This window comes from Pseudoalteromonas sp. S1609, from assembly GCF_005887255.1.
Lineage (GTDB): Bacteria > Pseudomonadota > Gammaproteobacteria > Enterobacterales > Alteromonadaceae > Pseudoalteromonas.
The window spans coordinates 1-14756 of the sequence record NZ_PNDJ01000063.1; the positions used below are offsets into that span (position 1 = coordinate 1).

The 14756-nt window shown below is 40.0% G+C and carries 12 protein-coding genes; 10 read left to right on the forward strand and 2 right to left on the reverse strand.

The window, feature by feature from the left end; all coding sequences use genetic code 11:
• Positions 1-296: 296 nt before the first annotated feature.
• From CWB76_RS15470 to ccoG, 10 genes are all read left to right on the forward strand, one after another.
• A complete protein-coding gene (locus CWB76_RS15470; protein WP_010392881.1) occupies positions 297-1739 on the forward strand; it encodes a glyceraldehyde-3-phosphate dehydrogenase in 1443 nt (480 codons plus the stop codon).
• Between the two features lie 192 nt (positions 1740-1931).
• Positions 1932-3059 (forward strand): M14 family metallopeptidase, encoded by a 1128-nt coding sequence (locus CWB76_RS15475; protein ID WP_138608837.1) that lies wholly within the window; start codon positions 1932-1934, stop codon positions 3057-3059.
• 373 nt (positions 3060-3432) lie between these two features.
• A complete protein-coding gene (locus tag CWB76_RS15480; RefSeq protein ID WP_138608839.1) occupies positions 3433-4935 on the forward strand; it encodes an alanine/glycine:cation symporter family protein in 1503 nt (500 codons plus the stop codon).
• Between the two features lie 123 nt (positions 4936-5058).
• Positions 5059-5385, forward strand: coding sequence for a hypothetical protein (locus tag CWB76_RS15485; RefSeq protein WP_008114079.1), 327 nt, complete (start codon positions 5059-5061; stop codon positions 5383-5385).
• A 1-nt stretch (position 5386) separates the two neighbouring features.
• Entirely contained in the window at positions 5387-5668 is a 282-nt protein-coding gene (locus CWB76_RS15490) for a YeaC family protein (protein ID WP_008114080.1), read from the forward strand.
• Complete coding sequence (locus CWB76_RS15495) at positions 5658-8342, forward strand: DUF349 domain-containing protein (RefSeq protein WP_138608841.1); 2685 nt, start codon at positions 5658-5660, stop codon at positions 8340-8342. Before CWB76_RS15490 ends, CWB76_RS15495 begins: the two co-directional genes overlap by 11 nt.
• 90 nt (positions 8343-8432) lie before the next feature.
• Entirely contained in the window at positions 8433-8987 is a 555-nt protein-coding gene (locus CWB76_RS15500; protein ID WP_010392868.1) for a YceB family lipoprotein, read from the forward strand.
• A 64-nt stretch (positions 8988-9051) separates the two neighbouring features.
• Positions 9052-10353, forward strand: coding sequence for an ABC1 kinase family protein (locus CWB76_RS15505; RefSeq protein ID WP_138608843.1), 1302 nt, complete (start codon positions 9052-9054; stop codon positions 10351-10353).
• 56 nt (positions 10354-10409) lie between these two features.
• On the forward strand, positions 10410-11828 hold the full coding sequence (locus CWB76_RS15510) for a sigma-54 interaction domain-containing protein (protein ID WP_138608845.1): 1419 nt from the start codon (positions 10410-10412) through the stop codon (positions 11826-11828).
• A gap of 153 nt (positions 11829-11981) precedes the next feature.
• A complete protein-coding gene (gene ccoG, locus CWB76_RS15515; RefSeq protein ID WP_138608847.1) occupies positions 11982-13364 on the forward strand; it encodes a cytochrome c oxidase accessory protein CcoG in 1383 nt (460 codons plus the stop codon).
• 21 nt (positions 13365-13385) lie between these two features.
• On the opposite strand, the gene CWB76_RS15520 is transcribed toward ccoG, so the two are convergent.
• Both CWB76_RS15520 and CWB76_RS15525 read right to left on the reverse strand, forming a co-directional pair.
• Positions 13386-13802, reverse strand: coding sequence for a hypothetical protein (locus CWB76_RS15520; protein ID WP_138608849.1), 417 nt, complete (start codon positions 13800-13802; stop codon positions 13386-13388).
• Between the two features lie 35 nt (positions 13803-13837).
• Complete coding sequence (locus CWB76_RS15525; protein ID WP_138608851.1) at positions 13838-14752, reverse strand: M14 family metallopeptidase; 915 nt, start codon at positions 14750-14752, stop codon at positions 13838-13840.
• Positions 14753-14756 lie beyond the last annotated feature (4 nt).

Here is a 14756-nt window from a genome sequence, read left to right on the forward strand (position 1 = left end):
ACATGGATGTAGGTAAGGGGCGTGAGCAGGACGCGGAAGCTTTGCTCGGTTTTGACTTAGCCCACTAGGTTACAAACCTCGCGCCGCGATTAAGTTGCCCCTAGTTTGAACAAATTTTAATCCGTAAAAGTCAACAGACCCTCATATAGTATTATTCTAGCCTAAACTTTAGTCTCTAACAGTAGAGAATAAAATGAGATTAAATTAGAATAGGCCTGCCCGAAGGAATGTGTTGCTCTCAAAATTCGATACATTCTTAGGCTATCCGTTCAAAATTGTTTAATTAGGTAAAAAAAATGACCTCATCTCACGAGTTAGAATACACAAGTAGCTGGCAAGAACGTCAAGATTACGCTGAAAGCATGCAACCAATTATTGGTAAATTGTACCGTAATCGTGGTATTGAAATCGCTGTTTACGGCCGTCCATTAGTAAACTCAAGCACTATTGATATTATTAAGTCTCACAAATCAGTAGCCCAGTTTGAAGGAACTAAACTTCGCCTGCGTGAAAGCTTCCCATTCTTAGAAGCTATCAGCAAAATGGAATTAAATTCTGCCCGTATCGATATTGGTAAATTAGCATACAGCTATTTATACACAGATGCTGCGAATGGCCGTTCAGTAGAAGAGTTCGTTAAAGACGAACTAGCTGAAATTGTTAATTCTGAGCCTAAAGCGCCACGTGACGTAGTACTTTACGGCTTTGGTCGTATCGGCCGCTTATTAGCACGTTTGTTAATTGAAAAATCAGGCCCATACGCCGACTTAAACCTACGCGCTATTGTTGTGCGTGGTGGTAAAGACGGCGATTTAGAAAAACGTGCAAGCTTATTGCGTCGTGATTCTATCCACGGTCCGTTCAATGGTTCAATTACTATTGATAAAGAACGTAATGCTATTAAAGCTAACGGTAGCTACATTCAAGTTATCTACGCTAATTCGCCAAGCGAAGTTGATTACAGTGCCTACGGTATCGAAAACGCACTTGTTGTTGATAACACAGGTATTTGGAAAGATGAAGCTGGCCTTGGTCAACACTTAGAATCTAAAGGTGCTGCAAAAGTATTATTAACAGCGCCAGCTAAGGGCAACATTAAAAATATCGTTTACGGTGTAAATAACCAAGATATTTTACCTGAAGATAAAATTGTATGTGCTGCAAGTTGTACAACTAATGCAATAACACCAACATTGAAAGCATTAAACGATCAGTTTGGTATTAAGAATGGTCACGTTGAAACAGTTCACTCATATACTAATGACCAAAACTTAATTGATAACTACCACAAAGCAGAACGTCGTGGTCGTGCTGCGGCACTTAACATGGTTATCACTGAAACTGGTGCAGCTAAAGCGGTATCTAAAGCATTACCAGAGCTTGAAGGTAAACTAACAGGTAACGCAATTCGTGTACCTACACCAAACGTATCGTTAGCTATCTTAAACTTGAATCTTGAAAAGAGCACGACGGTTGAAGAACTTAATGCGTTTTTACGTGAAACAGCACTTCACTCAGACCTACGTGATCAAATCGATTACACAGCATCAACTGAAATCGTGTCTACCGATTTAGTGGGTAGTCGTTACGCAGGTGTTGTTGATTCTCAAGCAACGATTGTTGATGAAAACCGTGTTGTACTTTACGTATGGTACGACAATGAGTTTGGTTATAGCTGCCAGGTAGTTCGCTGTATGCGCGATATGGCAGAAGTCTCATTCCCAAGTTTACCTCGATAAACACTTGAGCAATTAAAAAAAGCCAGCACTTGCTGGCTTTTTTAGGTCTGAAGATTTTTAAAGTGTAGTGGTTATGGTACGCTTTATTAAATTGAGTACGTAGTAATAGCCGTTGAAAGTGCATTAACACGTACTTACCTCTTGGCTAAATCCTTTGGTCAAGACACACAGTTAACTAATAGGTTTGTTGTAATGAAAATCAGTAGCAATTTTGACAGTGGTAATATTAAAGTTATTGAAGCCACCGATCCGTTAAATATTCAGTTAGAAATTAATAAAGATCATCAGTCTGAGTTTTATCAGTGGTTTCACTTTCGTCTTGAAACAACGCCTTATCAATTACATCAGTTAAATATTAATAATCTTGATAAGTCTGCATACCCAGATGGTTGGGTAGACTACCAAGCTGTTGCCTCATACGACCGTCAAACATGGTTTCGTGTACCGTCTTCGTATGAAAATGGCACACTAACATTTGAGCTTGAGCCTGAGTGTAGCAGCGTTTACTTTGCCTATTTTGCTCCTTACAGCTACGACCGCCATTTAGATTTATTATCATGGGCACAAAGCCAAGAGCTTTGTCAGTTAGAGACGCTAGGTCAAACCCTTGATGGCCGTGATATGAGCGTGCTTAAAATTGGTCAGCCAAGTGCAGATAAAAAAGTCATTTGGGTTACCGCTCGCCAACACCCGGGTGAAACTATGGCAGAGTGGTTTGTAGAAGGCTTATTACACAAGCTGCTTGACGATGAAGACCCACATGCAGCAGCCTTACTATCAAAAGCGGTATTCTATGTAGTGCCAAATATGAATCCAGATGGCAGTGCACGCGGTCACTTACGTACTAATGCTAAAGGGGTTAACTTAAACCGTGAATGGCAAACACCAAGCATGGAAAATAGTCCTGAAGTTTACTTAGTGCTTAATAAAATGCGAGAAGCAGGCTTAGATATGCACCTTGACATTCACGGGGATGAAGCCATTCCATATAACTTTGTTGCCGGTAGTGAAGGCATACCAAGTTATGATGCACGCCTAAAAGGCCTTGAAGACAGCTTTAAAGCCGCGCTTTTAACTATTACTCCAGAGTTTCAAGATACGCATGGCTACGATAAAGACGAACCAGGTCAAGCTAATTTAACAGTAGGTTCATCAGCGACCGCTGAAGAATTTAAAGCGCTTACTTACACCGTTGAAATGCCATTTAAAGATAATAATGACTTACCTGATCCAGATTACGGCTGGTCAGATCGTCGTTCATATCAATTTGGTCAAGATACCTTAGCAGCCATTGTTAATGTTGTAGACAACTTAAGATAAAACGCTTGTTTTAAAGGGTATCAATAATTTTGATGCCCTTTTTATTTTAGGCTAAACTGGCCGTATCAAAAAATAAAAATCATTTCCCACCATCACACTAAAACGTTTCAATACACCTTCTCGACAGATTTAATAACCTATAGTTTTAATCCATTTCCACTTAGTTAAACGTTGTCTTAGCAGGCTCAATATAAATAAACAATAAGTTGTTTTGAAAATTAACTGTTAACAAGGTTGAGTACTTAAGTTAATATCGATTGAACAATAAGAAAGACGATAAAGATTAACCCCTTATTTCGTAAAGCTTATGACAGGTATTCTGAGTAGCAGAGTATGGTAATTAATAATAATAAATATAACTGTGAGGATGTTCATGGAAGCTTTTGTAAGCGCCGTTAATAATGTTGTTTGGAGTAATGCACTCATCTATTTATGCCTAGGCGCAGGCTTATTTTACTCCGTACTAACTCGATTTGCTCAAGTTAGACATTTTAAAGAAATGTGTAAGCTACTATTTAGCCCTAATACCTCAGAAAAAGGGATTTCATCTTTTCAAGCTCTTGCTGTTTCATTGTCTGGCCGAGTAGGGGTTGGTAATATTGCCGGTGTTGCAGCCGCAATTGGTTTTGGTGGTCCAGGTGCTATTTTTTGGATGTGGGTTGTTGCTTTTTTAGGTGCAAGCACTGCATACGCAGAATCAACATTAGGTCAAATTTATAAATTAGAAGAAGACGGGCAATACCGCGGTGGCCCAGCGTATTATTTTGACCGTTGTTTAGGGCAAAAGTGGCTGGCTGTATTATTTGCTGTGTCGGCAATTATAGCCTGTGGGGTTTTCCTACCAGGGGTACAAGCAAACGCTGTAGGTAATGCATTCACTCAAGTATTTGGTGATGGCACTATGGTGTCTACAAGTTTTGGTGACGTAGGCAGCTTTAAACTGGTTGCGTTGGCTATTATTCTTATTGTTTTAGCGTTTATTATTTTTGGTGGTATAAAACGCATCGCTAACTTTACGCAAATTGTTGTGCCATTTATGGCGCTTGGTTACATCGTACTGGCCTTAATTGTGGTATTTATAAACTTAGACAAAATACCAGGTATTTTCTCGCTCATCATTGGTGATGCATTTACAGCTCAAGCAGGTTTTGGTGCCGCAATTGGCTGGGGTGTTAAGCGTGGAATATACTCAAATGAGGCGGGTCAAGGTACAGGCCCTCATGCTGCTGCGGCGGCAGAGGTTGATCACCCTGCACAGCAAGGTTTAGTGCAAGCTTTTTCTGTTTATGTTGATACACTTTTTGTATGTACAGCAACGGCATTAATGATTTTAATAACGCAGCAATACAACATTGTTGGTGAATTACCTGCGGGTCAATTCATTGTACAAAACGTTGATGCAGCAACTGAAGTGGGCTCAGCAGCGTTCACCCAAATGGCGTTGTTTAGTGTATTTGGTGGCTTTGGGGAAGCGTTTGTAGGCATCGCCTTATTTTTCTTTGCTTTTACTACCATACTGGCTTACTACTTCATTGCGGAGACGAATATTGCGTACCTAAACCGCTACTTTAAAGGAAGTATTCCGCTTGTAGCTGTAAAACTTGTCATTATGTTTATGGTAGCTTACGGCATGGTTAACAGCTCAGGTTATATATGGACTATTGGCGACATAGGCGTTGGCTTAATGGCGTGGATAAACATATTGGGCATATTAGCTATTTTCTTTGTCGCTAAACCGGCTTTAACATGTTTGAGTGATTATGAAGACCAGAAGAAAAAAGGTGGAGAAATTACGTTTGATCCCGTTAAATTAGGGATTAAAAATGCTACCTTCTGGGAAAAGCGTCTTGAAAAGCAATCAAAAGACGCTGAATAAACAGACCCTAATAACCTAATATGAACTATTGGGTTAAATTCAAAAAAGACAAAGAGCAATAAAACAAGTACAATGAAAAGCGCCGAAAGGCGCTTTTTTTATGCGTAGTATGGAGAGAGATGTATGGCGATTATTCGTTGCCCCAAATGTGCAAAATCAATTTCAGATAAACATCCGCAGTGTCCACATTGCCAAAGTAACGTTGCTGAATTAAATGCCGAACAAGTTCAACAACTTCAACGTGAGCAGCGAATTAAAAAGCAGCAAATGTTTATGAACCACTCCTTTTTAGCGCTGATCTTATTTTTAGGTGGCTTCTTTTGTTTGTACTTCCTACAACCTCAAGAAAAAACACTTCAGTGGTATGCGTATACCTCAGCTATAGGCATTGGCTGTATTTGGTACCTTATTAACCGTATTATTTTAGTGACTCTGAAAAAGAAAAAATGACATGAATATTGACAACTTAGTACAGAATATTACTCCAGAATTATTCGAGCGCCTACAATATGGTGCATCAACAGGAAAGTGGCCAGATGGCACACCTTTATCAGATGAACAAAAACAACAAACAGTCCAACTTGTGATGTTGTATCAAGCAAAAGTAGCACAATCAAACGAGCAGTTTACCATTGGTGCAGATGGAGAAATGATCCAAAAAACCAAAGCGCAACTACAAAAAGAATTTAAATCAGATAACGAAATAGCTAGGTTCAGTGAAAATGATCTTTAAACACCTTTTTACACCAAAATGGAAACACCCGAAGCAACAAGTTCGTTTAGATGCGATTGAAAAACTTGATGTAGCACGCGACGTAACAATTTTAAGCACCTTAGCGCTTGAAGACTCATCGGCTGAAATTCGTCGTAAAGCACTGCAAAAAGTAAACGATTTACCGCTTTGGTGGAAAGCTTACAAGCAAGATCAGGCATTAAAAGATGTGGCTGAGCAACAAATTTCGTCTGCTGTATTAAACAGTGAAAGTAGCTTATCGGCGCAGATTAAAAATGAGTATATTGAACGTTTTGCACCGGTTAAAACCCTTGAAAAACTGGCATTTGCAGAAAAAGAGTTACAAGTAAGAGTAAAGTTATTAAAACGCCTAGCAAACCCTAAACTGATTGAAAAAGCCTTTAAAGAAGCCAATGAAGAGCTGCAAAAGCAGTTAGTTGACTTAGTCATTACACAGCAGTTAACTAAAGCTTTGTTAAAGCATGCTCAAGGTGAAGCTAAAACGGCCCTTGAAAGCCATCTTGAAAACGAGCGTTTAGCGCTTGAAATGCCAGCGCAAGTTGAAAATGCTACCCGTGTTATTTTAGCCAAGCTTAATGCACTGCGTGATAAACACGACTACGCTATTGTTGACCCACAAGCCGCCGAACTTATGGCACAGTGGCAAGCACTAGAGTTAAAATGGCTAAGTGAAGAACATGTAAAAACCCTTGATGCTAAGTATATTTCAATTACCGATAAGCTTGATGCCCACATTGCCATACTAAAAGCGCAGCACGAAGTAGAGCAGCAACGTTTAGCTCAGCAACAGCGCCAAGTGTTAGCGTTAGCTACGTTAGAAGCATTAAGTGAAGAAATTGAGAATGCATTACAGTTAGGGTTAGAAACGCCAGAGCAAATTCAGCAAGACTGGCTTAATGCAAAAGTAGCGCAAGCGAAAGACACGCTAGATAAAACGGAACTGGTGGCTGATCAGCAATCAAAACAAGTGATTAATAAGCTTGAGCAATTATTCTCACAAGTTGCTAAGTTGCCTGAGCTAACTGCGGCGATTAAGGAATATAAAATTGCCTACAATGCGCTTAGTGAAATAAAACCTGCAGAGCAACTTAGCGATTACGATCAACAGTTAACAGCATTCAATAATACCTTTAAAACTGCACGCAGCCACTTAAATTTACTTAGCGCTGATTTACAAGCGTCATTCAAAACTCAGCTTAACAGCCATAAGAAGCAGTTTTTAGCCGCAATGAGCGAACTCACTAAGCCGCTAGAAAAAACTCAAAGTCAAGCTAAGCGAAAAGCGCGTGATGTTAAACGTTTAATTGAAGAAGGGCGTTTTAATGTTGCATTTGGTGTATTTAAAGGCTTCGAAGAGCTATTTAATGCCCTAACTGAGAAATACCAACAGCCGCTGGTTAACTTAAAAGCTGATCTAGAAGCGCAGCTAGCTGATGCTAAAGATTGGCAAAAGTATGCAGCGGCCCCTAAACGCACTGCACTTTTAGAAGAAGTAACACTGCTAATTGATGAGCCTTGTAACGATCCGCAACAGCGTGCTGACCAAGTTAAAGTATTGCGTAAGCGTTGGAATGAACTAGGTCGCCTTGATACAGAGCAAGAAAAGCAGCAAGGAAATGAGTTTGATGAAAAAATTGAGCTATTGTTCGCACCTTGTCGTAGTTATTTCGCAGAGCAAGAAATCCAGCGTGAAGCGGCTAAAGTAGAGCGTGAGCAACTAATAGCGCAAATGCATGCACTGCATTTACAAGCGACAGAGGATGCTGATTTAGATTGGAAACAATTTGAAAGCCACTACAACCGATTACAAAAAGCATGGCGTAGTGTAGGTAAAGTTGATCCTAAAACATACCGAATTTTAAACGAGCGTTATAAGGCAGAACAGCAGCTAGTTGTATCTTCACTTAATGCGTTTCATAAAGGCAATGCCGCACTTAAAAATGAGCTCGTTGAGCAAGCGCAACAGCTATCTCAAAGTGAAAACCTAGCAGAGGCGTGTCAGCAGCTAAAGCAGTTACAGCAACAATGGCAGAGTATAGGGTTTGCAGGCTTAAAAGCTGAGAATACACTATGGCAAAAATTCCGTGAGTTTAATGATGCAACATTCACTAAACGCAGCGAAGAGTTTGAGCAGCAAAAACGCGAGCAAGGTGAATCAGATAAGCTAGCAACAGCCGAACTAAATGAGCTCGAAGCGGTTTTAAATAGTGTTGAAGGTAAAGCCCAATTACTGGATCTGCAAACCAAAGTTAAAGGGTATATGCCATTTAAATCGTTAACGCCTAAAGTATCCGCTTTATTGTCAGCTATAGATGAAAAGCTAACCGGATTAGCCGCCAAAAACGAACAAGCTAACTTAAACGCATTATTTGTTGCGCTTGAGAATAATGAACCAGTGCCAAGTCAGTATACTGGTGCGGTAAAAACGTCATTAAGTATCGAGCAGTTGCTAACCCGTATGGAAATACTAGCCAACGTTAGTTCGCATGACTCAGCGCAAAGAATGGTTGAGCAAGTGGCAATGCTAGATGACAAGCACCGTGGAGACCACGCTGATTTAAACTATTATTTAAAGCGATTAATTGCACTCAGCGAAGGTTCAGTCACAACTGACACACTAACAAGGTTAAAAGTTATTTTTGCTGTAAACTAACTTTTATCAACTAAAATAAAAAAACCGCTATTAAAGCGGTTTTTTATTATGGCTACTTACTGCCAATACGATTAATAAATAGGGTTTTGTATGAAAATTTTTGTTTTTATTTCACTATTATTTTTAACTGCCTGTAACAGCACTCAGGGTATTTCGGTTTATTCATTTACAAATTCAGAGGTTGAGTCGTTACTAAATAAAGAGTTACCTAAATTAAGTGAAAAAGTTAGCCTGATGGGCTTACCTGTGCAGTTTGATGTAAATGATTTAAGCGTTAATATTGGTCCCGACAACAGTGATTATGTTTTATTAGGTGCTGATTCCAGCGCCGAGATTAATGCCTTTGCATTAAAGTATCCTGTGCGTTTAAAGTTACAAATACAAGGCACGCCTTTTTATGATAGCGAGAAAAAAGCCGTATTTTTACGTAATGTTAAGTTACGCGATTCAAGTATCGATGCTGGGGGGTTTAAAGGTAATTTAGAAGTGCTGGATAACGAAGCGATGGATGTCATGAATGCATTTTTAGCGGTTAACCCTGTTTATAAGTTAAATATGAACGACCCTAAAATGGCACTGTTAAGTAATTTACCCTTAGATTTAAAAGTAGTCGAAGGCGCGATTAAACTAGTACCTCGGTTATAATTTAGATCTAATAAGCGTAATAAAACGTATTAATTGACCTTATTATTAATAGATTAGGTTAATTATGGCTAATGAGCGATCCGTTCCCACCTCTCGACTTTCACGATTTGCAAAGTTAGGCTCATTAGCCACCGGCGTTGCCACAAATATGTTAGTGGGCGGTGCCAAAAGTGCGCTTAGTGGTAAAGGCTGGGATAATAAGAGCTTATTACTCCAGCCTAAAAATATTGAAAACTTAGCCACTCAGCTGTCGCATCTTCGCGGTGCGGCAATGAAGCTTGGGCAGTTACTTTCAATGGATGCTGGCGACTTATTAACTCCCGAGCTTGCGCAGTTACTGTCTTTGTTGCGTGCCGATGCCAACCCAATGCCACATAAGCAATTAGTGAGCGTGCTAAAAGAGCAATGGGGGGATGACTGGTTATCGCGTTTTTCTCATATTGAGTTGAGGCCTTTTGCAGCTGCATCAATTGGGCAGGTTCATTTAGCTTATATAGAAAATGGTGATCAATTAGCCGTTAAAATTCAATATCCAGGTATTGCTAAAAGTGTGGTAAGCGACGTAGATAATGTGATCACTTTACTTACTTTATCGCGATTATTACCTAAAGAATTGGATATAAAACCCTTAGTTGAAGAAGCGAAAGCGCAGTTACTAGCTGAGGCTGATTACACCCTAGAAGCACAGTATTTAGCACGCTATAAAAACCTGTTATCGACTAACCCTCACTTTAAAGTGCCTAGTGTGTATGTAGAGCACAGCACTGCGCAGCTGCTTACAATGGAGTATGTTGATGCTAAACCTATAGAAGGCATTTGTGATCTATCCGCTGCTGAGCGAAGTCATGTTGCGGAGCAACTAATTAATTTGTTCTTTAAAGAAATGTTTGAGTTTAAGTTAATTCAAACCGACCCCAACTTTGCTAATTTTCATTACCAACCAGAGTCACAAAAAATTGTGTTATTTGATTTTGGTGCCACCCGAGAAATTACAGCTACCCTCAGTGATGCCTATTTAGCCTTGTTTAAGGCCGGCAGTAATAATGATCGTGCAGGGGTGCTCAATGCTGCCACTGCAATTGGTTACTTTAAAGACGCTTTAAAAGATGACTATAAAGAAAGATTGATTGATTTATTTTTAATGGCTTGCGAGCCACTTCGCTATAATGGCGAGTTTGATTTTAAAAACAGTGAGCTTGCTGGCAATATCAAAGATGCCGGATTGCAGTTAAGCGCACAGTCGCAGCAGTGGCATACTCCCCCTGTAGACGCATTGTTTATTCATCGCAAATTAGCTGGCTTATATTTAATTGCAGCGCGTTTAGAAGCCAAAATAAATATTAAGTCGTTATTTAGCCATTATTAAGTGCTAAAGCAGGATAAAATTGGCATAATACTCGCGATATTTCGCGAGGTCGTATTATGATAAAAAACTTTTTAAACGATCCTACCTTATTGCTCAATGCGGTAGGTGAGGGTATATACGGATTTGATTTATCCGGCAATGCGGTATTTGTAAATCCAGCCGCAGAGCGAATGACTGGATGGACGGCCGATGAATTATTAGGCAAAAAAATACATCAATATCATCATCATAGCCATGCCGATGGCACTCCTTACCCTGCCGATGAGTGCCAAATTTATTGCACTATGTTTGATGGCAAACGCCGCGAAGTAAAAAACGAAGTATTTTGGCGTAAAGACGGCAGTGCCTTTGCCGTTGAGTACACTTCCACCCCCGTTTATAAAAATAATCAGCTTATTGGTGCTGTGGCAGTATTTCGCGATATATCAGCACAACAGCAAACGCAAACCCAGTTGCACGAAGCGTTAGCTCAAGTAAAGCATCTAAGCGAGCAGCTAAAAGATGAGAACGATTACCTTATTGCCGAGCTTAACGAGGATTGGCAAGATTCTGGGCTGGTTGGTCGCAGTGATGTATTTCAACGCATGTTAGATCAAATACAGTTAGTGAGTGAAACCGATAGCACCGTACTCATTCTTGGCGAAAATGGTACTGGCAAAGAGCTGGTGGCACGTAACTTACACCGTCTCAGTAAGCGCAACGAACAAGCATTCATAAAAGTAAATTGTGCGGCATTCACTCCAAGTTTATTAGAGTCAGAACTTTTTGGGCATGAAAGGGGCTCGTTTACTGGCGCTAACGAGCGTCGTAAAGGACGTTTTGAACTTGCCGATCACGGCACCTTATTTTTAGATGAAGTCGCAGAGCTGCCGTTAGAGTCCCAAAGTAAGCTATTAAGGGTATTACAAGAGCGTGAATTTGAACGCGTTGGCGGTAGTCAAACCATAAAGGTTGATATTCGTATAATTGCTGCAACCAACCGTAACCTGTGGGAAATGGTACAAGCAGGGCAGTTTAGAATGGACTTATATTACCGTTTAAATGTGTTTCCTATTCATGTGCCAGCACTTAAAGAACGAAAAGAAGACATTCCTTACTTGTGTCAAAACTTAATTGCACAAATAAACAAGCGCTTAGGTAAGCGATTGCAAGGGTTAAGTACAAAAGCGATCAGGCAATTACAAGCCTATGACTGGCCAGGTAACATTAGAGAGCTACAAAATGTACTCGAACGAGAAGCTATTTTATCTAAACACTCTACATTACAGTTAAGTCAGTCGCTCAAAGCGGGCGATGATAATGCCCTTAACCCAACGCTTACACTTGATGAAGCACAAAAACAGCATATTAGCAGCGTATTAGCACTGTGTAATTGGAAAATTGCAGGTGAACAAGGCGCGGCAAATAAGTTGGGCTTACCAGAGAGCACCTTACGCTCAAAAATGCAAAAATTAGGACTGCGTCGCCAGAATTAATTCGTGATATATCGCGATAGTCGCTAAATACCGCGATATTGTAGTTCGGTTTTATTTTTAAAATCATTTAATATCAATGTCTTAAGTTATCTTTCAGTGTGGTCTGAAAGTTGCAAATACTTGCTTAATACCCGTCACTATGAAGTAAGTAGCATGAAGTTTGATATTAAAGAAGAAGACATGATCATTAAGCCCTATAAAGAAGAGGGGCCAATTTATATACGCGAGCAAAAAGGTTTTTTTCAACGTATACGTCGCAATTTAGGCTGGTTGTTAATGTTGAGTTTTATTGCCATTCCATGGATTCAATATAACGGTCAGCAAGCGGTTTTATTGGATGTAGCCACCCAAAAATTTACTATTTTTGGCCTTACCTTGCTCCCTCAAGACTTTATGATTTTAGCTATGCTGTTTATGGTGGGAGCGTTTGCCCTATTTTTTGTTACCAACTGGCTTGGCAGAGTATGGTGTGGTTATACCTGCCCACAAACCATTTGGATGTTAATGTTTTCTTGGGTTGAGCAACGTATAGAGGGTACACGTAACCAGCGTATTAAGCTTGATAAAAGCCCTTGGGATATTACCAAATGGCGAAAAAAAATCACTAAGCACAGTGCTTGGCTGGTTATTTCGATACTCACGGCGACCTCATTTTTAGCGTATTTTATCCCCGCTAAAACCTTGTATCTCGAAATGTTAAATTTAGAGTGGTCTGGGATCACCAGTTTTTGGGTATTTTTATTTGCGTTTTGTACTTATGGAAATGCGGGCTTTTTACGTGAAAAGATGTGTACTGTGGCGTGTCCGTATTCGCGCTTTCAATCGGTTATGTTTGATAAAGATACGCTGGTGGTTACTTACGATAGCGAACGGGGTGAAAATCGCGGCCGACGTAAACGCAAAACTGATCCTAAAGCGCTTAATTTAGGTGATTGCGTAGACTGTAACTTATGTGTGGAAGTATGCCCTGCAGGGATTGATATTCGCAATGGCTTGCAATATGAATGTATTAACTGTGGTTTATGTATTGACGCTTGTGACGACACCATGGATAAGTTTGGCTACGAAAAAGGCTTAATTAAATACGCCAGTGAAAAGCAAATGGCAGGGCAAAAAACGAATCCATTTAGGCTTAAACTTGTAGGCTATGGGGCGTTAACTGCGCTATTAATTTTATCTATGCTTGCATGGATGTTACAACGTACCCCTATAGAAGCCTCAGTACTTAGAGATAGAAACGCATTGTACCGGGTAAATTACGAAGGCTTAGTTGAAAATCCTTACACGCTCACTATTATCAATAAAACTCAGCAACCGCTGCATTATTCAATTTCAATTAGCGGTTTAGAGGGGGCTACATTGCAAAGCCCAAATGCTATATTAGTAGAGCCTGGGCTGATGAAAAGTGTGCCGGTAACGGTGACTGCAGACGGCTACGATTTAGCACGCAAAGTGAGCAAGCTGAGTTTTGTGATTACTTCGCAAGAGGATCCTGCAATTACTATTACCAAAGACAGCCAGTTTTATAAAAATTAATAAAGTATGAGTCCTAGCCAGTTAACAACCTGACTCGGCTAGGGCTAGATGCTTAATTACAAATTTTTTGGCGCTTTGAAAATCATCAAACAAGCACTCTTGTAAATGAGCATCACGGCCAGAGCTGTGCATAATCCGCTGCAATTGTCTTATAGCAATAGGCGAGGTGAGGACAAACGCACTGATCAAACAGTTATTAATCCCCATTGTTTGGCTTACATCTATCATGTTTTTTTCAGCATCGGGGGTAGCAGCAATCACTTCTGGAGAGTGGCTAATATAACCCCAAGGCAAATGCTTAAACGGTTCAATGGTATTTAATAAAGCGGCTTTAAAATGATTTAATAACTGAGGGTTTAAGTTACCTTTAAACTGCCCAATAACTATATTACCTTCAACGCGCAAGCTATAACTGCCGTGGTTATTTTCAAATTTCAATAGCCGCTCCTTTTACTTATTATCTAGTGCATTGGTCACTTATTTATAATGTAGTCTAAGGCACCTGAAATTGCAGCAACTTGCGCTAATATACACTCTTCAGGGTTAGCCGTTGCACTGTCTGGATATACTTCAGTGGTGGTGACATACGCAGCTTCAGAAAATCCCATACATAAGCCTAAATCACGGGCCGCGTAATTAATTACCCCAAATTGCGCTTGTGGTACACCAATTAATTGCTGATTTTCATCGCTAGGTGCAATATGCGTTACTTTTTCAACATGTTCAATAATTGCTTTTTGAAAAGCAGGCTCTGGTTTGTTGCTATCAGCCACTAAATAAAAGCCATCAGGAATGTTCCAGTTGGTGTTTACTTTGCCTTCACGAGCCGCGAGTGCTGGTCTAAATTCACTGTTATCAGAATCTGTTGTTTCATGTAAATCGATATGCGCGATTAAATCAGTATTTAAAGATTGCACATAGTTCATTACTGCCGCTGATTCTTGTGCTGGACTGCCCTGATAAAAAGAGCGGTTAGGGTCTACCGCATCTGGGTTCCAACGATTAATCGTTTCATAACCCCATGGGCTAATACAGGGGGTAATTACAATATTAAAGTGCTCAGCGTACTTATTTGCCAATGTTTTAGCGAATCTTAAAGCGCCATGAACACCACTGGTCTCGTAGCCATGTACGCCGCCGGTAATTAAAACAGTGGCTTTGTTTGTATCAAAATTAGTGGTTTTTAACGCGTACAAAGGGTAGCTACCTGCGGCATAATTAAGCTCACCGTATTGCTGTACTTCTAGAGTGCTTTTAAGTTCATCAATTAATGTTACGACTTCTTGTTGATAGCTTCGCTTAATTTTTTGTGCCTCAAGCCATTGGATTTTATTATTGTTGTTCCACTTCTCACCAGGCGTACCAATTGGGTAACTACTGTTATTCATATTA

Coding starts and splice junctions, on each gene's coding strand:
- CWB76_RS15510 (WP_138608845.1), top strand. CDS start 10,410: ATGATAAAAAACTTTTTAAACGATCCTACCTTATTGCTCAATGCGGTA.
- CWB76_RS15490 (WP_008114080.1), top strand. CDS start 5,387: ATGAATATTGACAACTTAGTACAGAATATTACTCCAGAATTATTCGAG.
- CWB76_RS15480 (WP_138608839.1), top strand. CDS start 3,433: ATGGAAGCTTTTGTAAGCGCCGTTAATAATGTTGTTTGGAGTAATGCA.
- CWB76_RS15500 (WP_010392868.1), top strand. CDS start 8,433: ATGAAAATTTTTGTTTTTATTTCACTATTATTTTTAACTGCCTGTAAC.
- CWB76_RS15525 (WP_138608851.1), bottom strand. CDS start 14,752: ATGAATAACAGTAGTTACCCAATTGGTACGCCTGGTGAGAAGTGGAAC.
- ccoG (WP_138608847.1), top strand. CDS start 11,982: ATGAAGTTTGATATTAAAGAAGAAGACATGATCATTAAGCCCTATAAA.
- CWB76_RS15485 (WP_008114079.1), top strand. CDS start 5,059: ATGGCGATTATTCGTTGCCCCAAATGTGCAAAATCAATTTCAGATAAA.
- CWB76_RS15470 (WP_010392881.1), top strand. CDS start 297: ATGACCTCATCTCACGAGTTAGAATACACAAGTAGCTGGCAAGAACGT.
- CWB76_RS15475 (WP_138608837.1), top strand. CDS start 1,932: ATGAAAATCAGTAGCAATTTTGACAGTGGTAATATTAAAGTTATTGAA.
- CWB76_RS15495 (WP_138608841.1), top strand. CDS start 5,658: ATGATCTTTAAACACCTTTTTACACCAAAATGGAAACACCCGAAGCAA.
- CWB76_RS15505 (WP_138608843.1), top strand. CDS start 9,052: ATGGCTAATGAGCGATCCGTTCCCACCTCTCGACTTTCACGATTTGCA.